This window comes from Parachitinimonas caeni (assembly GCF_030129945.1).
Taxonomy (GTDB): domain Bacteria; phylum Pseudomonadota; class Gammaproteobacteria; order Burkholderiales; family Chitinimonadaceae; genus Parachitinimonas; species Parachitinimonas caeni.
On record NZ_JARRAF010000016.1, the window covers coordinates 41,900 to 64,880 of the forward strand.

The window sequence follows — 22,981 nt, forward strand, 5'->3', positions numbered from 1 at the left end:
CCACTGAAAGCTGCGCGCCTAGCCGTGGTGCTGGCGGCTATCGGCAGGCGCTTCATCGCGCTCGTGCATGCTGTAGTCTCGCAATATCGTTGCCACCCGTAAGCGATAGTCGGCAAACACGCCATTCCGGCCGGCGACTTGGCTTGCGCGATGCGTTGCCTGATTTCGCCAGGCTTTCACGGCCGCCTCATCCCGCCAGTACGATAGCGACAACAACTTGTTTGCGTGCTGCATGCTGGTGAATCGTTCAACTGAAATGAACCCGTCCATCTGCTCCAGCTGCGTGCGAAGCGTGGCGGCGTAGGCCAGATACGCGGATTGTTGCTCCTCGGGAACCTCTACCTCAAATATCACGGCAATCATGGTGTTTCCGTTGTGGGTTGGCGGCAAAAGGTACTGTCGAGAGTTTCGCAAAAGCTACGCTCTTCGCGCAGGATAAACCGAAGCTCCTGAGCCATTGCAAAATTGGACATGCCTTCCGCATCTTGTTTCAACCGGGCGCGATACGCTTCATAGGCCGCCAGACTTTCAAAGGCGATCAGGCCCCAAGCGATATCGTTGCTGCCTTCATGTGGCAGGAAGTAACCCAGCAGGTGGCCGCCGCAGCGGGGAATGATACGACCCCAGTTTTCGGCGTACTGTCTGAAAGCCGCTCTCTGGAAGGGATCAATTTGATAACGAATGAAACAGGTAATCATGGGTGCCTCCTGAATGAGATGTCCGCCAAGATAACGGCTTGTCAGATCTAGATGGTTCGGCCAAGATCGAACCATGAAAGACGGACCGAATATCGTAGTTATTGCAGCCTTGATTGGTGACCACAGTCGGGCTGACATCCTCACCGCGCTAATGGCTGACCGCGCCATGACTGCAACCGAGCTGGCCAATCTCGCCAACATCAGTAAAGCGACAGCGAGTGGACATCTGGCAAAACTGCTAGAGGCAGGTTTGTTGACAGTAGAGGCGCAAGGCCGCCATCGGTACTACCGGTTGGCGGATGAGGATATCGCCCAGTTACTCGAATCTTTGATGGGAGTGGCATTTCGAACGGGCGCAGTGCGCCTGCGTTCCAGCCCGAGAGAACCTGCCCTTCGCTATGCCCGGGTTTGCTATGACCATCTGGCAGGGGAGGTAGGGGTGCGTGTTTACGATAGTCTGAAGCGGTCAGATGCCTTGATTGCCGCAGAGGATGGTCTGGTACTAAGCGAGTGTGGCAGCAAGCGGTTTCTACAGTTAGGAATAGACCTTGATAAGTTGCGATGTCGCCATCGTAGTTTTTGCCGCCCCTGTCTGGATTGGAGCGAGCGACGACATCATCTGGCCGGTGGTCTAGGTGCCGCCCTGTTGGCGCGTGTATTGGAACTCGGCTGGGCAAAAAGGGATAAGGACTCGCGCATCATCCGCTTTCATCCACAAGGGCATCATGCACTGGAGCAATGGCTGTCAGCGGGAACCTGACACTGCCGACGTTCAAGATCAAGCGTTGAATCTGACCCAGCCTCTGCGACCAGGGCCGGACAAGTCGAAGAGGGGCCGAAGAGGGGCCGAAGCACCCCTGCCAGAGCCGTTGCGGGCGGGGTTTTGCACGGGTTATGGGTTTTGATTCAGCCCTGCCGGGTTGGCCTTGGCGGTTTGGTGCGCATTTTTGCGGTTTGTTGGCATTTAATGCCAATGCTGCGCTGCTTTTCCGGTAATTTCGCAATCACATTGCGCGGTCGGTTTCGTATCCTCTCGCCATTAAGACCAAATAAGCGCGCCTGTTGGCGCGTCGCTTCCCCAAAAACCGGATAGAGGATTACAGCATGGCCGATCTTTTCGACAACCCCATGGGACTGATGGGTTTTGAATTCGTTGAATTCGCTTCTCCGAAGCCTAATGTGCTCGAACCCCTGTTCGAGAAGATGGGTTTTACGCTGGTAGCACGCCATCGCTCTAAAGATGTGCTGCTGTATCGCCAGGGCGATATCAACTTTATTGTCAACCGCGAGCCGAAGAGCCACGCTGCCTATTTTGCGGCTGAGCATGGCCCTAGCGCCTGCGGTATGGCTTTCCGCGTCAAGGATTCGCACCATGCCTATCACCGTGCGCTGGAGCTGGGCGCCCAACCCGTTGAGATCCCGACGGGCCCCATGGAACTGAAGCTGCCGGCGATCAAGGGTATTGGCGGTGCGCCACTGTATCTGATCGACCGGTTCGAAGATGGTAAGTCAATCTACGATATCGACTTCGAGTTCATCGAAGGCGTAGACCGTCACCCCAAGGGCTACGGCTTCAAGATCGTCGATCACCTGACCCACAACGTTTATCGCGGCCGGATGAAGTTCTGGGCGGATTTTTATGAGCATCTGTTCAATTTCCGCGAGATCCGCTACTTCGATATCAAGGGTGAGTACACCGGCCTGACATCAAAGGCCATGACCGCACCGGATGGCATGATCCGCATTCCGCTGAATGAAGAAGCCTCCAAAGGCACCGGCCAGATTGAGGAATATCTGATGCAGTTCAACGGCGAGGGCATCCAGCATATCGCCCTGCTGAGCGACAACATTTTTGCCAGCATCGACATGTTGCGTGAAGCCGGTGTGCCCTTGATGACCGCACCGCGCGATACCTATTACGAAATGCTGGAAGAACGCCTGCCGGGACATGGCGAGAAAGTGTCGGAACTGCAGATGCGCGGCATTTTGCTTGATGGCACAACCGAGGGCGGCAATAAGCGTCTGTTGCTGCAAATTTTCTCGGAAACCATGCTTGGCCCGGTCTTCTTTGAGTTTATCCAGCGCAAGGGGGATGAAGGCTTTGGCGAAGGTAACTTCAAGGCGCTATTCGAGTCGCTGGAACGTGACCAGATTCGCCGTGGTGTGATCAAGGCGGAGGCCCAGGTATGAAGATTGATCGCATCCACCACGTTGCGTACCGCTGTAAAGATGCCAAGGAAACCGTGCTCTGGTATCAGAAGATGCTGAACATGGATTTTGTGCTGGCGATTGCCGAGGATCTGGTGCCTTCCACCAAAGAGCCGGACCCGTATATGCACATCTTCCTCGATGCCGGTAATGGCAATGTGCTGGCCTTCTTTGAACTGCCGACCAAGCCGGAAATGGGGCGTGACCCTAATACGCCGGTGTGGGTGCAGCACATTGCTTTCAGGGTGAAGGATCGCGCTGAGCTGCTCGAATACAAGGCGCATCTGGAAGCGAATGGCGTGGAGGTGCTGGGTGTGACCGATCACGGCGCCTTTCACTCAATCTACTTCTTCGACCCGAATGGTCATCGCCTGGAGCTGGCTTGTCCGGACCCAGATGAGGCCAATATGCTCAAACGTATGGATGAAGTGAAGTGGGACATGCTGGAGGAGTGGTCGCAGACCAAGCGTGCACCCAAGCATGCTGCCTTCTTCCATAAACGAGAGTTTGAGGAACAGCAGGCATGAGCCAGACCGCAATACCGCCCGCCGAGAAGGTAAAGCATGGCATGGCCGATCCGGACTTGGCAGCGCCGAGCCCGGACTGGACCATTGATCAGGGCTGGGAGAACTACACCGCCGAGGAGCATGGCGTTTGGAAGACGCTCTACGAGCGCCAGATCAAGCTGCTTGAAAACCGCGCCTGTGACGAATTCGTTGCCGGTATGCACGCCTTGCCGATGGGGCCGGACGAAATCCCCAACTTCAAGAAGTTATCAGAAGTGCTGATGAAGAAAACCGGCTGGCAGGTCGTGGCGGTGCCGGGCCTGGTGCCTGACGATGTATTCTTTGAGCACCTGGCCAACCGGCGTTTTCCATCCGGCAACTTTATCCGCAAGCCGCACGAGCTGGACTATCTGGAAGAGCCGGATGTATTCCATGATGTGTTCGGCCATGTGCCGATGTTGATGAACCCGGTATTTGCCGACTATATCCAGGCTTATGGCGTGGGTGGCTTGAAGGCGCAGAAGCTGGGCATGCTCAAGCAACTAGCCCGGGTTTACTGGTATACCGTCGAGTTTGGCCTGGTTCGGCAGCGCAACGGCCTGCGTATCTATGGTGCTGGCATCGCGTCGAGCTACACCGAGAGCCTCTTCTGCACCGACGATCCATCGCCGAATCGTATCCGCTTCGAGTTGGAGCGGGTGATGCGCACCAATTACCGCATCGACGATTTTCAGGAAGTCTATTTCGTGCTGGATAACCTCGAAGCGTTGCTGGAGCTTGATCGTATCGATTTTGCACCGATCTATGAGCGCATCAAGGCGCAGCCAGAACTGCAACCTTGGGACGTCGCGCCAGAAGACGAAGTGCTGCACCGTGGCACGGGTGTCTACCACGACGCCAAACGCTGATGGAAACCCTTCCGCTGCCAAGGGGGTGGAAGGGTTCAATTTAATCAAGACGGGCTGCCAGCCTCTCGGAAAACTAGATACATGAAACTTGCCTCTCTCAAGCATGGCCGCGATGGCCGCCTGGTCGTGGTCAGCCGCGACCTCAAGCACTGCGTCGAAGTCTCTGATATTGCCAGGACGATGCAAGCCGCTTTGGACGACTGGGCGCAGATCGAGCCCAGATTACGCGAGGCCTCTGACCGTCTGAATGCCGGCCAGGAAAGTCGCGCCCAGGCTTTCGACCCTGCGCAGTGCGCAGCGCCGTTGCCACGCGCTTATCAGTGGGTGGATGGCTCGGCCTACCTCAACCACGTTGAACTGGTGCGCAAGGCGCGCAATGCCGAAATGCCACCTTCTTTCTACACCGACCCGCTGATGTATCAGGGCGGTTCGGACGATCTGCTGGGCCCCCGTGATGCGATCACGATTCGGGATGAAGCCTGGGGAACCGATCTGGAAGCGGAAGTTGCTGTCATTACCGATGACGTGGCCATCGGTACCCAGTCGGCCGATGCCCAGAAGCACATCAAGTTGGTGATGCTGGTAAATGACGTCAGTTTGCGCGGACTGATCCCGAATGAGCTGGCCAAAGGCTTTGGCTTTGTCTTGTCAAAGCCTGCCAGTGCCTTCTCGCCGGTAGCGGTGACGCCTGATGAGCTGGAAGGCCATTGGCGCGAAGGCAAGCTGCACTTGCCGCTGCGCACCTGGATTAACGGCAAGTGGTTTGGCGAACCCAACGCCGGGGAGGAAATGACGTTCAGCCACGCCGATCTGATTGCCCATCTGGCAAACACCCGCAAGCTGGGTGCAGGTTCCATTGTCGGTTCTGGCACGATTTCCAACAAGGATCGTTCCCGAGGATTTTGCTGTATCGCTGAAGTACGAATGATCGAAACCATTGAGCAGGGCAAGCCGGTGACCCCTTTCCTCAAGCATGGGGACTCCGTGAAGATCGAAATGCTCGACGATAAAGGCCAGTCAATTTTTGGCAGCATCGAGCAAACCGTACAGCTCGTGTCCTGATAGGGTTTATGGCCCGAGGGGCCGCGTCCCTTTCTTGAATCGTATAGGTCGCTTGTTGCATCAGGCGGCCGCTTTAGCAGGCTTGGCTTGCTGAAGCGGCCGCCTTTGTATTTTCCAGCGTATTTGTTCCATATTGGCTCGACATCCTCGTCTGATCACCTTCGCGATGGGGGGTCGGCAAACCTGACGTCAACGGAACCTAATCGGAACATTCGCAGTGGGGCGGTGTCCCACCTGCTGCCTGTATTTCCCCGTCAACGATTCGTTCGATTCTCTCGCCATGGTCAAACCACTGTTTTCTTCTGCCTTCTCTCGCGGGATGCTGATGCTCGGCTTGTTGCCTGGGCTGGCTATTGCGGCAGCAAATCATCAGCAAGTGGTGCCAACGCCCGCTACAGCGGGGCCATACCCGGTGGCTTGCAGCAATCTGGCGCATGATGCGGGGGCCATCAATCGTCTGGGGGCATCGCTGGACCAGTTGTGGAATGGTAAGGATGGTCAGCCGACCTATTTGTCGCAGGTGCTGGCTCGGCCTGACGATGCCGTGCAGTTCAAGTTGCGCATACCGGATGACGGCAGTTTGTATCCCCGCTTTGCCAATCAGGAACTGCCGATTGTCTCGCTGGTGTGTTATCCAACCATTGCCGATAATCCGCGCCCCAGCTATCGCTTGCCTGATGGTCAGGAAATTCCCCATATGGATGGTGCGGGGGAACTGCCCCTGCTGGCCGAAGGCGGCGAGCGTCTGCCGCTGATCGTTTACAGTCATGGGCTGGGGGGAAGCCCGCTCAATGAGCATGCATTGGGGAGCATCTTCCGGTTCGCCAGCTACGGCTACATCGTGCTCAACCCGTTTCATGGCGACAAGCGGATCAAGGAAGTCAAGATCGAGAATTTCAGCGACGTGGCGGATATGTTGCTGAATTTCAACCAATATGTGGAGTTGCAGGCCCTGCGGCCGCTGACCTTGCGTGCCGCCATTACAGACTTGCTGCAACGGCCAGGATACCGCGAGCGTATTCATCCTGACCGTATTGGCGGTTTCGGCGGCAGCCTGGGCGGGGAAGCTCTGATGCTGGCGATGGGGGCTGAGTTGACTCGCAACATCAAGCTGGATTCGCGCCCGGTGGAGCAAGATCCCCGAATCCGGGCCGCTGCCGCATTTGTGCCCTATTCGGGTCAGACCTTTCTGCCGGCATTCGGACGCGGCCAGCAAGGTGCCCGTTTTGTGACGCGACCATTCATGGCCATTTCGGGCAGCTCTGATCCGGTGGCTCCGGTGGATATGACTACAGATGCCTTGCGGAAAGTGCAGGGTAGTCGCTACCTGATTACCCTGCAGGACGTGCCCCACCGTTATCTGCCAGAGTACGCCAACGACATTTATGGCTGGGTGATCCCGTTTTTCGACGCTTATCTGAAGGAAGATCTGGCTGCGCTGACGCGGTTGACGCGCATGGCCAGCGTTGATGGCGGGTTGCAGGATCAGATTGTGATGGACCGCACCTTGCCCACACCGCTTTCAGCCAACCAGGTAGTGCTATCGGAATTCGTGAATAGCCGCACCGGTCATTTTCTAAGCGCTGTGGATATACCAGAGGTCGAGCTGCTGATGGCACATGCCAGCCAGGGATGGACGGCCACCGGTCAGCGCTTCAAAGCCTGGCAAAGCGGCGGACCTGCCAGCATCTGCCGTTTTTACCGCGCCGGTGGCGGGGTGCTCGATGGGGCGGATAGTTTGTATTACACGCCGGACCAGGCCCTGTGCGACTGGGGGCGAACCTTGCCGGACTGGCTGTATCTGGGACGGCCGATTCAGCTGGCACAGCCCGGTGCTCAGGGTGAATGCCCGTTGGCAACGCTGGGGGTGAGCCGGGCTTATAACCGCGCGGCGCACGGGACGATCAACTACCGCTTTGTCACCAGCCAGTCTGAACTACGCCAGTTGCAAAATGAGGGCTGGCAGATCGAGGCAACCGATCTGTGCGCACCCCTCTAGGCTCTGTTGACCTGAGGTTTGCAGAGACAGGCTTGGCGGTGACTTGGCAGGCTAAATCGCCTGCTTTGATAGTCGGCCTTGATGACTATCAATCAATTCGAAAAATTTGCACGGATTTTTGTCAGGCAAACGAAATTCCATACAATCGCATTGATCTTCAATTGGCCATGATGGATGGCAGGCTCGGCATGGGCCGAGCCGTCTGTCGGATCAGGAGGTCATACGATGAAGCGGGTCTTTTCGATTGCCTTGGCCGGGACGCTGGCCACTTCCCTTCCCGTTTTTGCTGACAGCCTGCTGCTGCGCATGGAGCAAAGTACCGTTGCGGGCAGCAAGGATTTCACTTTGTTGGGCGCACAGTCCGGCTCGTTTCGCCACCAGCCGGGGTTGACCACGGCCGGGCAGGATTATTTGCTGCTGGTTGGTCGCGATGCCCAGGGGCATACCCTGTTCGAGCTGCCAGTAGATAATCCTGGCCGGTTGCATGCAGAAGGCTTCAGTCTGCAGTCCGGGCAGATCGAATTTGTCCGCGATATTCTCCGCCCCAGAGCTTATTTCGAAGTGAGTGTGCCGAATCCGGCAGGACTCGACAGCGTGGTGGTTGTCCCCAGGCACGCCAATGGCAACGGTTTTGCCGAGGGTGGGCGGGTTTTCGACAGGCAAACACTGGATGCCGCCTTGCAGCGCAAACATATCAGCGAGGGTAGCTTCGCCGCGACGGCAACCGATCTGCACGTGAGTGGCCCGGCTGCACAGCGGATGGATATCGTGTTGATCGGAGATGGCTATACCGGTGCCGAGATGACCAAGTGGGCTGCAGATGCCCAGCGCGTGACAGATGGCCTGTTGGCCGACCCCCTGTTTGCTGCGCACAAGAATCAGATGAACATCCGCCGGGTGGATGTCGTCAGCGCCGAGTCGGGTGTGGATGAGCCCGACAAGAATATCTACAAGAACACCGCACTGGGGGTGCAGATCAGCTGCTATGGGCTTGATCGGCTGGTTTGTGCCGACGAGGACTTGGTATACGGCGCAATCAGCCCGGTCTTGGCTGCAGATGCGCGGGATGTGATTGTGGTGATTGCCAATTCGACCCGTTATGGGGGGGCTGGCGGCAATATCGCCACCATGACCATGCACCCCTCTGCAACCGAGCTGGCCTTGCATGAAATTGGCCATACTGCATTCAAATTGGCTGATGAATATGACTATGGCACCTGTGATACCAGCCAGGAACCCGCACAAGCCAATGTAACGATGCAGACCAATCGTGCCAGCATCAAGTGGGGCAGTCTGATTGATGCGTCAACGCCCGTGCCGACGCCAACCGGTACCTACGCCAATGGCACGGTCGGACTGTTTGCCGGTGGCCAATACTGCAAGACTGGCAAATACCGGCCAACTGAAAATTCCCGCATGCGGGCGTTGGGACAGCCCTGGCATGCCGTTAACGAACGCCGGGCGGCAGCCGTGTTCGATGCTTACTCGGGCGGCGGCAGCAACAATGGCCCCGTCACAGTCAATGGCAGTCTGAGCGTCGGCCAGAGCGTGAATATTCCGAATGGCACCAGTTATCGCAGCAATAGCGGCGGGCAGTTCACCCTGCAGCTGACGGGGCCTGCCTCGGCAGACTTCAACCTTTATCTGTATCGGTGGAATGGTTCAGCTTGGGCGCTCGTTGCGCAGGCAACCGGCCCTGGTGCCAATGAGACCCTGCAGTACAACGGCAGCCCCGGCTATTACTACGCGAAGATCAGGGCCAGTTCGGGAAGCGGTGCCTATACCTTGAAGTACACATTCCCCAAGTGAGCGTCAACAGAACCTAGTTTGGCCAGCGCGGTTCCCACGAGACCCAGGTCGGTTCGGACTGGGTCTGCAACCATTTGCGATAGTGCGAAGGGTTGACGCCGATCATCCGGCGAAACTGGCGGCTGAACTGGCTGTGGTCGTAAAACCCGCACTGCTGGGCAATATCGCTCAGTGTGTCGTCACCCCGGCGCAGCAAGGCACACGCCGAGCGGATACGGTTGCGCAGGATCAGCTCGGCGGGGCTGATGCCAAAAATCTTGCGCACGCGCAACGCAAATTGTTCAAGCCCCAGACCCGCCTGGCTTGCCAGATCGGCAATCTGCAGCTTCTCATCAAAATGCATCGAGATCCGGTCTAGTACACCCGCCAGTTGATGGGTGATCAAGCCGTGTCGGGAGGCGTCGGGCAGGTCGTGTGACAGGCAAAGAATGCCCAGCATCTGGCCATCACGATCAAGCAAGGGGTACTTGCAGGTTTTACACCAGCCGGTTTCGCCGTGGTTGTATAGGATGGGGTCAATCTGGTCGATGATGGGCAGTCTGCGTGCCAGCAGCCAGCGATCCTGCGCCACATAGCGCTGCGCCAATGCCTCTGGCCAGATCTGGGCGGCCGTCAGACCACGTATGTCATCTGGCCAGCGTGCCTTGACCCGCTGCAGAATCGATTGGTTGAACGCCACATAGCGACCTGCCGCATCTTTCACCACATAGGCAAATCCCGGCATGCCATCGAACAGCATGGCCGTCTGCGCTGCCACATGCAGCGCCTGTCTATCCGGGCTGACAGCGCTTTCAGATTCCTCGGCGGTGGCTTCCTTCATGGCTGATATCCTTTCCGATCCAGACCTCGGTGTAGCCCGTATGGCCCGGTGTTTTTGTTTTTGGCTCTGTTGACATTTTATTTCCGGAAACAAAACGTCAACAGAGCCTAAAAGCCTGCCGGGTGACATGACTTCATTTGGCGCTGCAGATGTTTTGTTTCCGGCTATGCCAGGCCGAGTTGTGGGGTATGGCGCGACCGGAAACAAAATATCAACAGACCTTGGATAACGGAAATTGACGTATCGGTGTGCGAGTCTGGGCAGACAGTGCATGAGCACAAGCCGACAGTCTTCAGGATAGGGAGGGATGGTGCTGTTTGCCAGCGTGGCCGAAGGTCAGTGTGCTAGCCGGTGAAATCCCTTGCCAGCAAGCCAAACTGCAGCAGGTCGTGATAGCGGCCGTTCCAGTAGCCAGCTTCGCGCAACCGGCCTTCTTCGGCAAAGCCCAGGATGCCCAATAGTTTGATCGAGGCGATGTTTTCGGGGTGAACCTGGGCTTGAATCCGGTTGAGCGCCATGTTGTGAAAGCCCCAGTCGAGGATTGCGATCAGTGCCTCACGCATATATCCCTTGCCTTGGGCGTTGCGTGCCAGCTCATAGCCCAGACTGCAGCAGCGCCAGCCTTTATCCCACTTGAACAAACCACAGCTACCCAGCAGCTGCCCCCTGACGACATCCTCGATTCCCCAGCGAGTGCCGGGGTTCGGCAGCTTGCGCCAGCCGGCAAATGTCTGCACCAGCTTTTGCGCTTGTGCCAGCTCGGTGAGCGGGTCGGTGCCAAACCATTGCATGGTTTCCGTGTCGCCATGAATGGCAAGAAGCGTTTCGGCGTCGCTCTCAATCATCTCGCGCAAATGCAGGCGCGGGGTATGTAAGGTGGGGAAGGGGGAGTCAGCTTCTATCATGCATGGCAAATTGGTTAACGCCAGCCCTCGGCAGGGCTGGCGATTTGAAAACGAGAGCCTAGCGCAGCGTGTGCACAAACTGGTATTTGCCGTTGAGCATATCCTGTTCAGTCTGACCATAGCCAACGGCAATGCGAGTGCCCCGAGGAACCTGGCTGACGTCCATATGTTCCAGCACGGAAATCTTGATGCTGTCGTATGAAGCGGGTTCGTCAAAGGCGATGGGGATAGGCTTGCGGAACGGCACCCACTGCTTGCCCTCACGCATCAGAATCCCGCCATCCGGCAGAAACGCTGCAATGTAGACCTTCACCGGCTGGTTGGTATCCTGTGACCATCGCGGCAGCAGGACTGATAGTGAAAAGTCCTTGGCATCTCCGCTTGGGCTGACGGCGGCTGTCTGGGGGATGGGAACGAGTACCGGGCTGGTTTCCATTTTGGGATTTTTGGAGGCTGTACCGAGCTCACCGCATTGGTTGCTTCCCCAGGCCCAGACACTACCATCTGACTTAACCGCAACGGACACCCCATTGCCGACACCTGCTGTGACGTAGCCATCACCCACTTTGACGGGGGTCAGCTGTGCATCGGTATGTCCCAACCCCAGCTGACCTGCCGTATTGCTCCCCCAGGCCCAGAGTGAGCCGTCGGCTTTGAGTGCCAGTGTATGGGTGGCGCCGGGATAAACCGCTTGATAACCACTACCAATCAGCGTCGGTGTGATGACTGCCTGCTTGTGCCCAAGACCCAGATAGCCTTCCGCGTTATTTCCAACAGCCCATAACTTGCCATTGGTATCAATCAGATAGCTGGTGGCGTCACCCGCTGCAACGGCGGCATAACGACCTGGAATGCTGCTGGGCAGAGAGGATGGGTTCGGCATGGTACCCAACCCCAGCTCCCCTTTTTCATTGCTGCCCCAGGCCCAGGCGCTGCCGTCCTGTTTGAGTGCGAGCACGTGGTTGGCCCCTCGGGAAACCTGTGTATAGCCGCTACCACTGGCTTGAGCGATGCCGCTGCTGGAGGTGGTGGTGCCATTACCTAGCTGGCCTGACTCGTTGTTGCCTTCACTCCATATCGTGCCGTCGGTGCGCACGCCGGCCCAATGACTGAATGCACCGGAAACGCTGCGATAGGTACCTTCGATGGGGGTGAACAGGTTCTCTGAACTTAGATAGAAATAGCCCAAGCTACCATCTTCGCGAATGGCATAAGTATTAGTAAACGAAGCGGCAGCGTTGGAAACCTTGTCTACCAGCCTCTCGGGCCCTGCGCCACTAACCCATTGGCCGGTTGTGATAGCCGGGCAGCGGTGAAAGGTCGTTCCCCATTTCCAGAGTTGACCTTTCTCATCGACGTGTACGGAATGATAAAGACCAACTTGAACTTGCGGACTGGCAGCCTGAGCAAGCGGGCCGCCCAGACTGAATCCGACAGCAAGCAGGGCGTGGAATAGGGGGGAAGGCAGAAATGGTTTTGTTGGCATTTGATATCCTTTAGAGGCATCCGGGTTTTATGGATGAGTCATTTGAAAGATCTGCTTATTTAAAAGAGATAGGTGGCTATTTAAAAATCTATATGCGAAGCATGTTTAAATGGAGGCAAGAAAATTTTGTCAGGGCTTGTGAAAGAAATGCAGTTGCATATTTTAACTGACTTGTATTGCAATACTCCAAGTATCTTCCGGGCCTGCTTTCAAGAAGTTGTCTGAAGTTTCGCCAATACAAGCAATTGGCGCCGTTCAACGGTAATAGTAACAAGAGATGGAGAGGGCTTAAGACGGCGAGCAAGTGACGTTGACTTCAAACTTCAGAAAAGATTTGGTTGTGCTATGGTGAGTCGGCTTGAATAGGTTGCAGTTCGATGTCGAGTTATATGGCTGGGCTTATACTTTTCTATTCCTAATTTATTCTCTGAAATGGATGATTGCGGTGCAGAGGGTTGTCTGATGAGTAAACTCTGATTTCAAATAGAAAGACCCGGAAATCCGGGTCTTTGGATGCACACTTAATTACTGGCAGATTCAGGCTGGCTCGCCTTGCAAGGTCGGGTAATCAATGTATCCCTGCGTGCCGCCACCGTAGAAGCTGGAGGGATCCCAGTCAGCCAGTGGTGCCTGGTGGCGGAAGCGATCTACCAGATCGGGGTTGGAAATGAAGGGTTTGCCGAAGGCCACCAGGCTGGCATAGCCACGATCAATCGCAGCTTCGGCGGTTTCCCGGCTATAGCCACCGGCAACAATGTAGGTGCCCTGATACCGGGCGCGCAGGGCGGCAAAGTTGAATGCCTGGGTGGGGTCATCGGAGGGAGTGTCAATCACATGCAGATAGGCCAGCCCATAGCGATTCAGATTGGTGGCAACGTATTCAAACAGGGCTTGTGGGGCGCTATCGCGCATATCGTTAAAGCCAACCACCGGCGACAGGCGTACACCGACACGCTCGGCGCCCCATTCCGCAACGACGGCATCCAGCACTTCAAACAGGAAGCGCGCACGGTTTTCGACGGTGCCACCATATTGGTCATGCCGCTGATTGCTGCCATCCCTTAAGAACTGGTCGATCAGGTAGCCGTTGGCGGCATGAACTTCGACCCCATCAAAGCCGGCCGCCAGCGCGTTGGCGGCGCCGTGACGATACTGCTCGACCACATCGGCAATTTCTGCGGTTTCCAGTGCGCGGGGCGTCACCAGCTCTTGCAGGCCATTCATGGTATAGACCTGGCCCTGAGCCCGGATGGCGGACGGCGCAACGGGCAACTGGCCATTGGGCTGAATGTCCGGATGGGAGATACGGCCGCCATGCCACAGTTGCAGAAAGATGCGGCCACCCGCGGCATGCACCGCATCGGCTACCTGTTTCCAGGCTGCAATCTGTTCGTTGCTATGGATGCCCGGTGTGGCGATATAGGGCTGCCCCTCGGGGGTGACCTGAGTTGCTTCGGTAATGATCAGACCTGCGTTGGCGCGTTGGGCATAGTAGGTGGCCGTAAACGCCTGCGGCGCGTTGCCGGCACCGGCACGGCTGCGAGTCATCGGCGCCATGACGACACGATTAGCGAGGGTATAAGGGCCAAGTGGTGTCGGCGATAAAAGTTGCTGCATGGGCATGGGAAACTCCTGTTGTTGGGTAGCTAACTAAAATCAATTGAAAGTCTGATACGGCAAAGTGCATCCTGGTGCGCCAAGCTTGCAGCGCCTTTTACAGAACCTACAGGGCCTCAACCCATTGTCGAGACCAATGCAGATTGCGGCAGATAATGTCGCAGTCATTCAAGGCGTTTGCCAGCAGCGCAGAACCTTGCAATGAAGCGAGCAGGCGTTCGGTCAGGAATGAGGCATCGTCCCGACCCATTGCCCGGAATTGCGCTTCCAGCCAGTCAAACTTCAGGCGAAGTACCGCATCGGCTTTCTCTGCCGTTGCGGCCCCGGCTTTGGCCAACTCAAGACATAAGGTGCCAACCGGACAGCCGTGGCTCTTCAGGGAGTCCCGCTGCTCGTGAATGGTTGCCAGGTAGCGCAACAACCGGCCTTTGGGACTGGGCTCGGCCGCTTCGAGTTCTTCGACAAACTGCTGAAACTGGGCTTCGTGGTCGGCGGCAACGGCTTCGACCAACTCATCCTTGGTCTTGAAGTAGTAATAGACATTCCCCAAGGGCACACCCGAAGCCGCCGAAATATCGGCCAGCGTGGTCTGGGCGAAGCCTTGTGTATGGAAGAGGGTGCGGGCGGCATCCAGCAGGCGCTCGCGTTTATCACTACTTCGGGCCATGGTTTTATTAAGTTAGATAACTAAGTTGAACTATGCGCCTGGGTAAGGGGTTGGGTCAAGCACAAAGTGCATCCAGGCAGTCGCCAAAGGCCGCCAGCAGGCGAGAGACATCGTCCGGCCGGGTATGCGGGCTGACCAACAGCATATTGTGGAATGGCGTGATCAGGACACCGCGATTGAGTAGATAGAGGTGGATCAGCGCTTCGAGTGCATCATTCATCGCCGCTCGGGCTTCTTGGCCGGTGCGGGGTTGTACGCTGCAGAACTGGAATTCGCACCGTGCGCCAATCCGGGTGACGCACCAGGGCAGGTCATGGCGGGTAATGTGTGCTTCCAGTCCTCGTGCCAGCGATTCGGCCTGCTGGCCCATGTGGGCGTAAGCTGCTGTCGTCATCAGGCTTTCAAGCGTAGTGCGGATGGCACGCGTCGTCAGCAGGTTGGCGCTCAAGGTAGTACCTATCCCGGAGTGGCCGTCCGGGGCATGGTCTTTGGCGTTCTGCATGCGGCTGGCAACGCTCGCGCTGAAGCCGTAGACCGCACAGGGCAGGCCGCCGCCAATCGCCTTGCCGATCACCAGCATATCCGGCTGCAGGCGATGTTCACCGCAATAACCGGACGGCCCGGTGCTGAGGGTATGGGTTTCATCCATGACCAGCAGGCTGCCATGCTGGCGGATCAGGGTGTTGGCCGCTTCCCAGAAGCCAGGTTGCGGCAGGACCATGCCGACATTGGTCATGACCGGCTCTGCCAGCACGCAGGCAACCTCGCCACTGCGCAGCGCTGCCTCCAGCGCTGCGAGGTCGTTGAATTCGACGGCGACGGTATCGACTGGCCGGGCATGGGTTGTGCCGAGCAGGCTGGCGCGCCAGTGCGTCTGGCCTTGGTCGTAGTCAACCAGCGTGTCATCGACGGTGCCGTGATAGCAACCGTCGAATACCAGCACTTTGCGCCGCCCGGTAATGGCTCTGGCCCAGCGCAGGACAAAGCGGTTGGCATCACTGGCGCTCAGGGTGAATTGCCAGAAAGGCAAATTGAAGCGGGCGCTCAGCAAGCGGCTGGCCTCGACGGCGTCTTCGGATGGCAGCATGGCGGTCATGCCAAGAGCGACCTGCGAGGCGAGTGCGTCGGCCAGCGCTGGCGGGGCATGGCCAAACATCGCACCAGTATCGCCAAGGCAGAAGTCAACGTAGCGGTGGCCATCGACGTCAGTCAGGTGTGCTCCTTGTGCCTGGTCGATAAACAGGGTGAAAGGTAGTGGCCAGTCACGCATCCAATGCAGCGGGACGCCGTACAGCATGTGCTCGCTGGCCTCAACCGACAAAGCCTGGGACTGGGGGCGGGCCAGTGCAAATTGCCGTTGCTCGATCTGAGTCAGATCCTGGATACGCTGGGGCGAGAGTATCGCGGGCATCGGGATTTCCTTTCTGAAAGCGCAGCGGATGAACTCACTGCGGCAGGGATGCGGCCATCGGTTTCGTGATAGCCACGGGACCCAATACTTGGCGCGCATTCTCGCTGGTCTGGGCGGCAACGGTGGCGATGTCGATCTGGCGTAGCTCGGCGAGTACCGTGGCAATCCGGGGCAGGTAGGCCGGCTCGTTGCGCTGCTTGTAGGCCCATTCCGGAGAGATGTCAGGCGCGTCGGTTTCAAGCACGATGCTCTCCAGCGGCAGCTCAACGGCGTGACGGCGCAAATTCAAGGCTCGCTCGAAGGTCATGGCGCCACCGAATCCCAGCTTGAAGCCGAGTTTGATAAAGGCATCGGCCTGCTGCCGGCTGCCGTTGAAGGCGTGGGCAATGCCGGCACGAGGCCGATAGCGACGCAGCTCGCGCAGTACCTCATCCTGTGCGCGTCGCACATGCAGCAATACTGGCAAGTCGAATTCCAGTGCCAGCTTGAGCTGGGCACGAAAGACCTCCAGCTGACGCTCTCGATCCAGCCCATCCACAAAGAAGTCCAGGCCGATTTCTCCAATCGCCACGGGCATTTCCTGTTCGACCCTGGCTCTGAGCGTTGTGAGTGCAGCAGTATCGTGCTGGTCGACGTAGATAGGATGCAGGCCCAGCGCAAGGGGACAGCCATAGGCACGCCGCATTGCCAAGGTCAAATCGAGCGTGCCAGCAGTGATGGCCGGAACCACCAGTGTCTGTACGCCGGCTGCCTGGGCGCGCGCTACCACGGCGTCGCGGTCGGCAGTGAACTCTGGCGCATCCAGATGGCAGTGGGTGTCGATGAAAGACAACATGAAATGTCTGTAAAACCTGAACCAAAACTCCAGTATAAATCGGGCAGGGACGGCCTGATGGGACGAACTATACTTGGTAGATAGCCGAGCCAGAGGGCTGTGCCATGCTGCAGGATCACTCACTCAAGACTATGAAGGTGGATGTCTTTGATCTGCTGCGCGACAAGGCAGCGCGGGAGAAGCTCGACATTGCCGAGGCCCTGGCGGATTTGGATAAGCAGGAAATGAACTACTTTGCCGGCGTGATCAAGGCCTATCAGCTACCGGCTGGCACGGTCCTGTTCCGTGAGGGGGATCCGGCCTCATATATGGGGGTGGTGCTGGACGGCCGGTTGACCGTTTCCAAGCGGAATGACGAAAACACCGGCAAGCCGGTTTACAGCATGTCGGTTGGCAAAATGTTTGGAGAGATGGCCATTCTGGACGGCGAGCCGCGCTCGGCCACAGTAACCGCCGCAACGGACTCGGTGATTGCCATCCTGTCTCGCGACGCATTTCAGGCTTTGTGTCGGGACCGCCCTGGCATTGCCCTGAAGATCATGCTACGGCTTGGCCGCTTGCTGTCCCAGCGATTAAGGCGAGCGACTGGCTTGCTCGTAGACTACTTGCCTTGAACCCGGTGGATTGATGGATTGCATGGCGAGCGCTTGCTTTGTAATCTGCTGCTTTCGCAAAAATCAAACCGGAGACAACTGATGCGTGCTTTACCTTTGGCAGCCACCCTTCTTGCAGGTCTGCTCTGTTCCTCGGCCTGGGCCGCCGAATCCCCATCCCCGATCGGTAACTGGAAGACTATTGACGATAACACCGGCAAGCCTCGTGGCTTGGTGCAGATCTATGAAGAAGCGGGTGAGATCAAGGGCAAGATCCTTAAAAACTACCCCAAACCCGGTGAGCCCGATAACCCCGTCTGCGATAAGTGCAAGGGGGATCGCAAGGATAAGCCTGTGATCGGGATGGTGTTTCTGTGGGGGATGAAAAAGAATGGTGAGAGTTGGGCCGGCGGCGAGATCCTTGATCCGGATAATGGCAGTGTTTATAGCGCCAAGATGGAAGTGATCGAGGGCGGTAGCAAGCTGAAGGTCAGGGGTTTTCTAGGCTTCTCCCTGCTGGGCCGCAGTCAGATCTGGCTGCGCGATACCGAAGCGAAATAGGGCAGTAAGCAGGCCTCTGTCAGCGCGCAATGTGTACTGACAAACAAAAAGAGCGGACCTTGTGTCCGCTCTTTTTCAATGTGGCTGCTGTGGCTTATTTGCTGCCCAGCAAGCCGGCTTTCAGGTCATTGCTGACGGCATTCTTGCCAAGCCAGATTTTGAGCATGGCTTTCGCAAAGTCATCGCCACCGATAACGTCTTTGAGCTGGCCCTTCAGTGAAATCTGGGTGCCTTTGCCAGGCAGGAAATCCAGCGTCACCACATCCCCTTTGTTGACTTCCTTAACCGAAGAGAAAATGGCGTTCATTTCGCGGATTTTCGGTTGCAGGGCTGCGAGTTCTGATTCGCTGGTGTTGTCCTTGAGGCCATCCATCAGGGAGTCATGCAGCTTTTCCGACTCGACATCGCGCAGCATGGATAGGACGATCCGGCGCGGGGTATTGGCGTTGATGATTGCGTCGGCATTGGCGTTCTTCTGGGGCAAGTACAGCGCGGCCACGTATACCTTGGCAATGCCGAACTTGGTCCGCAAGCCTGCGCCATTCAATACCAGCTCGGTGTTGGCTAACTTGGTAGCGTCTTCGAGTTTGACTCCCTGCAACTCCAAAGCTGCAGCGGAAAGGCTCGCCGTGGCGAGGCAGGCAGCAACAAGCAGTTTGCGCACAATATTCTCCTTATCTGGCCATTTGAAACGTGGCAACGCCTATTGGGCTTGGGCGTTTTATGCAGCCCTGAAAACCGGATCCCGGTTTGTCAGGGGAGGCGAAACCACCACGCCGAGCGCTGACGGCGCCGAGCTATGATAGTCGAATGCAGTGAAATTGTTACAGCAATTGACGCAAAAAGCGGCCTTTTCATTGCACAACGAAGCGGATAGCGAATTTTCATCGCAGGTACGGTTTACGGCATAGATGCTTGTGCCAATCGCTTAAGCTTTGTTTATGCGGGGAAATTTTTTGCAGAGTAAAGGCCGGGTGTTTTGCGACGTGCCAAGAAAAAAGCCGGCGTCACAAACGCCGGCTTTTCTTGTTACAGGGCCTGGATGATCCCGGCGGCACCCATACCGGTACCGATACACATGGTGACCATGCCGTACTTGCCGGCCATGCCACGGCGACGCATGCCATGAACCACGGTAGCGGCGCGGATTGCGCCGGTTGCGCCCAATGGGTGGCCCAGAGCAATAGCGCCGCCCAGCGGATTGACGCGGCTGGTATCAAGACCCAGGTCACGAATGACGGCCAAGGCTTGAGCAGCAAACGCTTCGTTCAGTTCCATCCAGCCGATATCGTCGAGTGTCAGTCCGGCCTGGCGCAAAGCGGCAGGGATGGCTTCCTTCGGGCCGATCCCCATGATGGCGGGCGGCACGCCCTTGACGGCGAAAGTGACATAACGCGCCAGCGGCGTCAGGCCATACTGCTTCAGGGCCTTCTCAGAGACCAGAATGACGGCACCTGCGCCATCCGACATCTGCGAGCTGTTACCGGCAGTGACCGAACCTTTGGCCGCAAAAACAGTTTTCAGCTTGGCCAGACCTTCTGGTGTGGTATCACGGCGTGGGCCTTCATCGGTGTCGAGCAGCTTTTCGAGGATATCGACTTCACCGGTCGCCAGATTCGGGGTGCGATATTGCACCTTGAGCGGGCTGATTTCGTCGCGGAATTCACCAGACTCGATTGCGGCAATGGCACGGCGATGGGACTCAACGGCAAAGGCGTCCTGATCTTCGCGGCTGACTTTCCATTGTTCGGCTACTTTTTCGGCGGTCAGGCCCATGCCATAGGCAATGCCGACGTTTTCATCCCTGGAGAAAATGTCGGGGTTGAGGGCAATCTTGTTACCCATCATCGGCACCATCGACATCGACTCTGCACCTGCAGCGATCATTACATCAGCCTCACCCATACGGATGCGGTCTGCAGCCATCTGTACGGCGTTTATGCCGGACGAGCAGTAGCGGTTGATGGTAATGCCACCAACAGTATTGGGCAGGCCAGCCAGCAGAACGCCGATACGGGCAAAGTTCAGCCCTTGTTCGCCTTCGGGGAAGGCACAGCCGACAACGGCATCTTCCACGCTGGCAGGGTCCAGCGATGGCACTTGGGCCATGGCAGAGCGGATGACATGTGCCAGCATGTCGTCTGGGCGCACATGCTTCATCATTCCGCGCGGGGCTTTGCCGACCGGGGTGCGCGTGGCGGCAACGATATACGCTTCTTGTACTTGCTTGGTCATTTCGGATTCTCCAAATCGGTACGCTCATCCCTCGTCTCGAGGGGTGGTCGGGGGTCGTTTCCCCGACCGGTCAGCCTTCCTGACGGCAGAAGGCCGGAGGTTCAAACCGTTGCGGTCGGGCACGGTGGCCACCGACTGCAACGGATGTCCTGCGTGTTTAGTTTCTCAGTGGCTTGTTGTATTGCAGCATGTAGGCAATACGTTCCTGGGTCTTGGGGTTCTTCAGCAAGGTCAGGAAGTTGCGGCGCTCAATTTCGAGCAGCCACTGCTCGTCAACCAGCGTACCGGCTTCGACGTCACCACCGGTCATGACTTCAGCAATCAGGTCGGAGATGAAGTAGTCGTGCTCGCTGATGAAGCCACCTTCCTTCATATTGGTCAGCTGGCCACGGATCGAGGCACGACCGGTGCGGCCGGCTACGGCAAAGCCGGTAACGCGCAGCGGTGGGCGATAGCCGGACTCGGCCATTGCCAAGGCTTGTTGCTTGGCAACGTGCAGAAGTTCGTACTGGTTGAATACCACAAGGTCCGACTTGCGCAGATAGCCAATCTCCTGGCCTTCCATGGCGCTGGTGCCAACCTTGGCAGTCGCGATGGCCATGTAGTAGTCCTTGAGCGCGGCGAACAGGTCACCCTTCTGCTCTTGCGCGGCCCGCAGCGCAAATTCCTTGCAGCCACCACCACCCGGCAACAGGCCGACACCCACTTCAACCAGGCCGATATAGGTTTCGAGATGGGAAACCACGCGATCACAGTGCATCAGGAACTCGCAACCCCCACCGAATGCGTAGCCCTGTGTGGCGGCTACAACCGGAATCTGGCTGTAGCGGATGCGCATCGAGGTGTCCTGGAAGGACTTGATCATCGACTCGATCGAGGCCCAGTCCTGCTGCATGAAGGCGGGCAGCATCGAGGACAGATCAGCACCTACCGACCACGGCTCTTCGGTATGCCACATCACCAGGCCCTTGTACTGGGCTTCTGCAAGGTCAATGGCCTTGTTGACGCCTTCGAGTACCGCTGGGCCGATTGAGTGAGCCTTGGACTTGAACGAAACAACCAGCAGCTCGTCGCCAGTGGTCCAGGCGCGTACACCATCGTTTTCGAATACGGTTTCGCCATAGACGGGCGCTGCTTCGCCAACCAGACGGGCAGGGAACAGCTGGCGCTTGTATATATCGAGCTGGGAACGGCCAACCAGCTTGTTGCCGCTGGCACTGTAAGAGCCTTCCGGTGCGTGAACGCCGGTACGGCCATCAAACACCCATGCCGGCAATTCGGCATTGACAATGCCCTTGCCCGCGGCGATGTCTTCCTTGACCCATTCCGCAATCTGCTGCCAGCCAGCGGCTTGCCAGGTTTCGAATGGGCCTTCCGACCAGCCAAAGCCCCAGCGGATTGCTAGATCCACATCGCGGGCGTTATCGGCAATATCCGACAGGTGGTAGGCAATGTAATGCCAGACATCACGGAAGCAGGCCCACAGGAACTGGGCTTCTGCATTCTTGGACTCGCGCAGCTTGGCAAAACGCTTGGCCGGGTCTTTGATCTTCATCAGCTCCTTGACCGCGTCATCGCCCTTCTTGTTGGCTTCAACGTAGTTGCCGGCGGCCGGATCAAGGACCAGTTTGGTCTTGCCTTCCTTCTTGTAGATACCGACCTTGGTCTTGGCGCCCAGCGCACCGGCCTCAATCAGCTTGGTCAGCCACTCGGGTGACTTGAACAGCTCGGCATGCCAAGGATCGTTTGGCAGGGTGTCCTGCATGGTTTTGACCACATGAGCGAAGGTGTCCAGGCCAACGACGTCTGCAGTGCGGAAGGTGGCAGATTTGGGCCGACCGAGGCGCGGGCCGGTCAAGTCGTCAACCACATCAAAACGGATGCCGAACTTGGCTGCGTTGTGAATGGCAGCCAGCATCGAGAACACCCCAATGCGGTTGGCAACAAAGTTGGGGGTGTCCTTGGCGCGGACAACACCCTTGCCCAGTGTCGTGACCAGGAAGCCTTCGAGCTGATCCAGCATCTCGGCATCAGAGGTCACACAAGGGATGATTTCAACCAGATGCATATAGCGCGGCGGGTTGAAGAAGTGGATACCGCAAAAGCGGGGGCGCATGCTGGCCGGGCAACCTTCGGCTAGCTTGTTGATGCTGAGGCCGGATGTATTGGTCGCGAAAATCGTCTTCTCGCCCAGATGCGGCGCAACTTTCTCGTACAGACCCAACTTCCAGTCCATGCGTTCGGCAATGGCTTCGATTACCAGATCGCAGTCTTTCAGCAAGTGCAGGTGCTGGTCGTAATTGGCAGGTTTGATGGCCTCGGCACGGGACCGGACGCCAACTGGGGACGGATTCTGTTTCTTGAGGTTTTCAATCGCCCGCAGCACGATGCCGTTCGGGTTGCCCTCCTTGGCCGGAAGGTCGAACAGAATCGCTTCGACATTAGCGTTGGCGAGGTGTGCGGCGATTTGAGCGCCCATGACACCGGCGCCAAGCACCGCCACCTTACGGACGACGAACTTGTTATGAGACATCGTGCTTTGAGACATGGTCTTCCTCGAAGTCTGAGTGAGTCGGAGGCTCGCAAAATCCAGCTTTCTGCCAAGCGCTTGCTTTAAAAGTGCATGCAAGCTGAATTTTCCGAGCATCCGTTACGAGCGGG

The 22,981-nt window shown here is 57.4% G+C and carries 21 protein-coding genes; 9 read left to right on the forward strand and 12 right to left on the reverse strand.

All coding sequences use genetic code 11. The annotated features are described in order from the left end of the window. Positions 1 to 18 precede the first annotated feature (18 nt). A complete protein-coding gene (locus PZA18_RS14110; protein ID WP_284101499.1) occupies positions 19 to 363 on the reverse strand; it encodes an antibiotic biosynthesis monooxygenase family protein in 345 nt (114 codons plus the stop codon). Then, on the reverse strand, positions 360 to 698 hold the full coding sequence (locus tag PZA18_RS14115) for an NIPSNAP family protein (RefSeq protein ID WP_284101500.1): 339 nt from the start codon (positions 696 to 698) through the stop codon (positions 360 to 362). Before PZA18_RS14115 ends, PZA18_RS14110 begins: the two co-directional genes overlap by 4 nt. A 73-nt stretch (positions 699 to 771) precedes the next feature. On the opposite strand from PZA18_RS14115, the gene PZA18_RS14120 reads away from it, so the two are divergent. The 7 genes from PZA18_RS14120 to PZA18_RS14150 all read left to right on the forward strand — a co-directional run bounded on the left by PZA18_RS14120 (position 772) and on the right by PZA18_RS14150 (position 9,190). Further along, positions 772 to 1,458 (forward strand): ArsR/SmtB family transcription factor, encoded by a 687-nt coding sequence (locus PZA18_RS14120; RefSeq protein ID WP_284101501.1) that lies wholly within the window; start codon positions 772 to 774, stop codon positions 1,456 to 1,458. Positions 1,459 to 1,802: 344 nt separating this feature from the next. Next, a complete protein-coding gene (gene hppD / locus PZA18_RS14125; RefSeq protein ID WP_284101502.1) occupies positions 1,803 to 2,888 on the forward strand; it encodes a 4-hydroxyphenylpyruvate dioxygenase in 1,086 nt (361 codons plus the stop codon). Beyond that, positions 2,885 to 3,433 carry a VOC family protein gene (locus PZA18_RS14130; RefSeq protein WP_284101503.1) on the forward strand — a complete coding sequence of 183 codons (549 nt, stop codon included), beginning with the start codon at positions 2,885 to 2,887 and terminating at the stop codon, positions 3,431 to 3,433. Before hppD ends, PZA18_RS14130 begins: the two co-directional genes overlap by 4 nt. Next, complete coding sequence (phhA, locus tag PZA18_RS14135; protein ID WP_308447388.1) at positions 3,430 to 4,320, forward strand: phenylalanine 4-monooxygenase; 891 nt, start codon at positions 3,430 to 3,432, stop codon at positions 4,318 to 4,320. The genes PZA18_RS14130 and phhA overlap by 4 nt, the downstream gene beginning before the upstream one ends. 81 nt (positions 4,321 to 4,401) lie before the next feature. Beyond that, positions 4,402 to 5,382, forward strand: coding sequence for a fumarylacetoacetate hydrolase family protein (locus PZA18_RS14140; RefSeq protein WP_284101504.1), 981 nt, complete (start codon positions 4,402 to 4,404; stop codon positions 5,380 to 5,382). A gap of 280 nt (positions 5,383 to 5,662) precedes the next feature. Beyond that, a complete protein-coding gene (locus PZA18_RS14145) occupies positions 5,663 to 7,381 on the forward strand; it encodes an alpha/beta hydrolase family protein (protein ID WP_284101505.1) in 1,719 nt (572 codons plus the stop codon). Between the two features lie 225 nt (positions 7,382 to 7,606). Then, positions 7,607 to 9,190, forward strand: coding sequence for a M64 family metallopeptidase (locus PZA18_RS14150; RefSeq protein WP_284101506.1), 1,584 nt, complete (start codon positions 7,607 to 7,609; stop codon positions 9,188 to 9,190). Between the two features lie 13 nt (positions 9,191 to 9,203). Here the strand turns inward: PZA18_RS14150 and PZA18_RS14155 are convergent, their stop codons facing one another. The 7 genes from PZA18_RS14155 to PZA18_RS14185 form a co-directional block, all read right to left on the reverse strand. Then, the gene (locus PZA18_RS14155; RefSeq protein ID WP_284101507.1) at positions 9,204 to 10,010 is read right to left on the reverse strand and encodes an AraC family transcriptional regulator; all 807 of its coding nucleotides are present in this window, start codon (positions 10,008 to 10,010) and stop codon (positions 9,204 to 9,206) included. 344 nt (positions 10,011 to 10,354) lie between these two features. Then, entirely contained in the window at positions 10,355 to 10,915 is a 561-nt protein-coding gene (locus PZA18_RS14160) for a GNAT family N-acetyltransferase (RefSeq protein ID WP_284101508.1), read from the reverse strand. 58 nt (positions 10,916 to 10,973) lie between these two features. Continuing rightward, the gene (locus PZA18_RS14165) at positions 10,974 to 12,401 is read right to left on the reverse strand and encodes an RCC1 domain-containing protein (protein ID WP_284101509.1); all 1,428 of its coding nucleotides are present in this window, start codon (positions 12,399 to 12,401) and stop codon (positions 10,974 to 10,976) included. A gap of 537 nt (positions 12,402 to 12,938) precedes the next feature. Further along, the gene (locus PZA18_RS14170; protein ID WP_284101510.1) at positions 12,939 to 14,018 is read right to left on the reverse strand and encodes an alkene reductase; all 1,080 of its coding nucleotides are present in this window, start codon (positions 14,016 to 14,018) and stop codon (positions 12,939 to 12,941) included. 106 nt (positions 14,019 to 14,124) lie between these two features. Continuing rightward, positions 14,125 to 14,685: a TetR/AcrR family transcriptional regulator gene (locus PZA18_RS14175; protein WP_284101511.1), complete on the reverse strand. Its 561-nt coding sequence runs from the start codon at positions 14,683 to 14,685 to the stop codon at positions 14,125 to 14,127. Positions 14,686 to 14,740: 55 nt separating this feature from the next. Beyond that, positions 14,741 to 16,096, reverse strand: coding sequence for an aspartate aminotransferase family protein (locus PZA18_RS14180; protein WP_284101512.1), 1,356 nt, complete (start codon positions 16,094 to 16,096; stop codon positions 14,741 to 14,743). Between the two features lie 34 nt (positions 16,097 to 16,130). Next, entirely contained in the window at positions 16,131 to 16,931 is an 801-nt protein-coding gene (locus PZA18_RS14185) for a TatD family hydrolase (RefSeq protein ID WP_284101513.1), read from the reverse strand. A 104-nt stretch (positions 16,932 to 17,035) separates the two neighbouring features. Here PZA18_RS14185 and PZA18_RS14190 point away from each other — a divergent pair, with 104 nt between their 5' ends. Together PZA18_RS14190 and PZA18_RS14195 are read left to right on the forward strand one after the other, a co-directional pair. Then, on the forward strand, positions 17,036 to 17,545 hold the full coding sequence (locus tag PZA18_RS14190) for a Crp/Fnr family transcriptional regulator (protein WP_284101514.1): 510 nt from the start codon (positions 17,036 to 17,038) through the stop codon (positions 17,543 to 17,545). A gap of 81 nt (positions 17,546 to 17,626) precedes the next feature. Further along, positions 17,627 to 18,085: a DUF2147 domain-containing protein gene (locus tag PZA18_RS14195; protein WP_284101515.1), complete on the forward strand. Its 459-nt coding sequence runs from the start codon at positions 17,627 to 17,629 to the stop codon at positions 18,083 to 18,085. Between the two features lie 94 nt (positions 18,086 to 18,179). Here PZA18_RS14195 and PZA18_RS14200 read toward each other — a convergent pair whose 3' ends face one another. The 3 genes from PZA18_RS14200 to PZA18_RS14210 all read right to left on the reverse strand — a co-directional run bounded on the left by PZA18_RS14200 (position 18,180) and on the right by PZA18_RS14210 (position 22,853). Then, positions 18,180 to 18,749: a chalcone isomerase family protein gene (locus PZA18_RS14200; protein ID WP_284101516.1), complete on the reverse strand. Its 570-nt coding sequence runs from the start codon at positions 18,747 to 18,749 to the stop codon at positions 18,180 to 18,182. Positions 18,750 to 19,114: 365 nt separating this feature from the next. Then, positions 19,115 to 20,320, reverse strand: a complete 1,206-nt coding sequence (locus tag PZA18_RS14205) for an acetyl-CoA C-acyltransferase (RefSeq protein ID WP_284101517.1) — start codon at positions 20,318 to 20,320, stop codon at positions 19,115 to 19,117. A gap of 157 nt (positions 20,321 to 20,477) precedes the next feature. Beyond that, positions 20,478 to 22,853 (reverse strand): 3-hydroxyacyl-CoA dehydrogenase/enoyl-CoA hydratase family protein, encoded by a 2,376-nt coding sequence (locus tag PZA18_RS14210; protein WP_308447390.1) that lies wholly within the window; start codon positions 22,851 to 22,853, stop codon positions 20,478 to 20,480. Between the last annotated feature and the right edge of the window lie 128 nt (positions 22,854 to 22,981).

Coding starts and splice junctions, on each gene's coding strand:
- PZA18_RS14205 (WP_284101517.1), bottom strand. CDS start 20,320: ATGACCAAGCAAGTACAAGAAGCGTATATCGTTGCCGCCACGCGCACC.
- PZA18_RS14195 (WP_284101515.1), top strand. CDS start 17,627: ATGCGTGCTTTACCTTTGGCAGCCACCCTTCTTGCAGGTCTGCTCTGT.
- PZA18_RS14175 (WP_284101511.1), bottom strand. CDS start 14,685: ATGGCCCGAAGTAGTGATAAACGCGAGCGCCTGCTGGATGCCGCCCGC.
- phhA (WP_308447388.1), top strand. CDS start 3,430: ATGAGCCAGACCGCAATACCGCCCGCCGAGAAGGTAAAGCATGGCATG.
- PZA18_RS14130 (WP_284101503.1), top strand. CDS start 2,885: ATGAAGATTGATCGCATCCACCACGTTGCGTACCGCTGTAAAGATGCC.
- PZA18_RS14155 (WP_284101507.1), bottom strand. CDS start 10,010: ATGAAGGAAGCCACCGCCGAGGAATCTGAAAGCGCTGTCAGCCCGGAT.
- PZA18_RS14120 (WP_284101501.1), top strand. CDS start 772: ATGAAAGACGGACCGAATATCGTAGTTATTGCAGCCTTGATTGGTGAC.
- PZA18_RS14145 (WP_284101505.1), top strand. CDS start 5,663: ATGGTCAAACCACTGTTTTCTTCTGCCTTCTCTCGCGGGATGCTGATG.
- PZA18_RS14170 (WP_284101510.1), bottom strand. CDS start 14,018: ATGCAGCAACTTTTATCGCCGACACCACTTGGCCCTTATACCCTCGCT.
- PZA18_RS14185 (WP_284101513.1), bottom strand. CDS start 16,931: ATGTTGTCTTTCATCGACACCCACTGCCATCTGGATGCGCCAGAGTTC.
- PZA18_RS14150 (WP_284101506.1), top strand. CDS start 7,607: ATGAAGCGGGTCTTTTCGATTGCCTTGGCCGGGACGCTGGCCACTTCC.
- PZA18_RS14180 (WP_284101512.1), bottom strand. CDS start 16,096: ATGCCCGCGATACTCTCGCCCCAGCGTATCCAGGATCTGACTCAGATC.
- PZA18_RS14190 (WP_284101514.1), top strand. CDS start 17,036: ATGCTGCAGGATCACTCACTCAAGACTATGAAGGTGGATGTCTTTGAT.
- PZA18_RS14110 (WP_284101499.1), bottom strand. CDS start 363: ATGATTGCCGTGATATTTGAGGTAGAGGTTCCCGAGGAGCAACAATCC.
- PZA18_RS14210 (WP_308447390.1), bottom strand. CDS start 22,853: ATGTCTCATAACAAGTTCGTCGTCCGTAAGGTGGCGGTGCTTGGCGCC.
- PZA18_RS14115 (WP_284101500.1), bottom strand. CDS start 698: ATGATTACCTGTTTCATTCGTTATCAAATTGATCCCTTCCAGAGAGCG.
- PZA18_RS14165 (WP_284101509.1), bottom strand. CDS start 12,401: ATGCCAACAAAACCATTTCTGCCTTCCCCCCTATTCCACGCCCTGCTT.
- hppD (WP_284101502.1), top strand. CDS start 1,803: ATGGCCGATCTTTTCGACAACCCCATGGGACTGATGGGTTTTGAATTC.
- PZA18_RS14160 (WP_284101508.1), bottom strand. CDS start 10,915: ATGATAGAAGCTGACTCCCCCTTCCCCACCTTACATACCCCGCGCCTG.
- PZA18_RS14140 (WP_284101504.1), top strand. CDS start 4,402: ATGAAACTTGCCTCTCTCAAGCATGGCCGCGATGGCCGCCTGGTCGTG.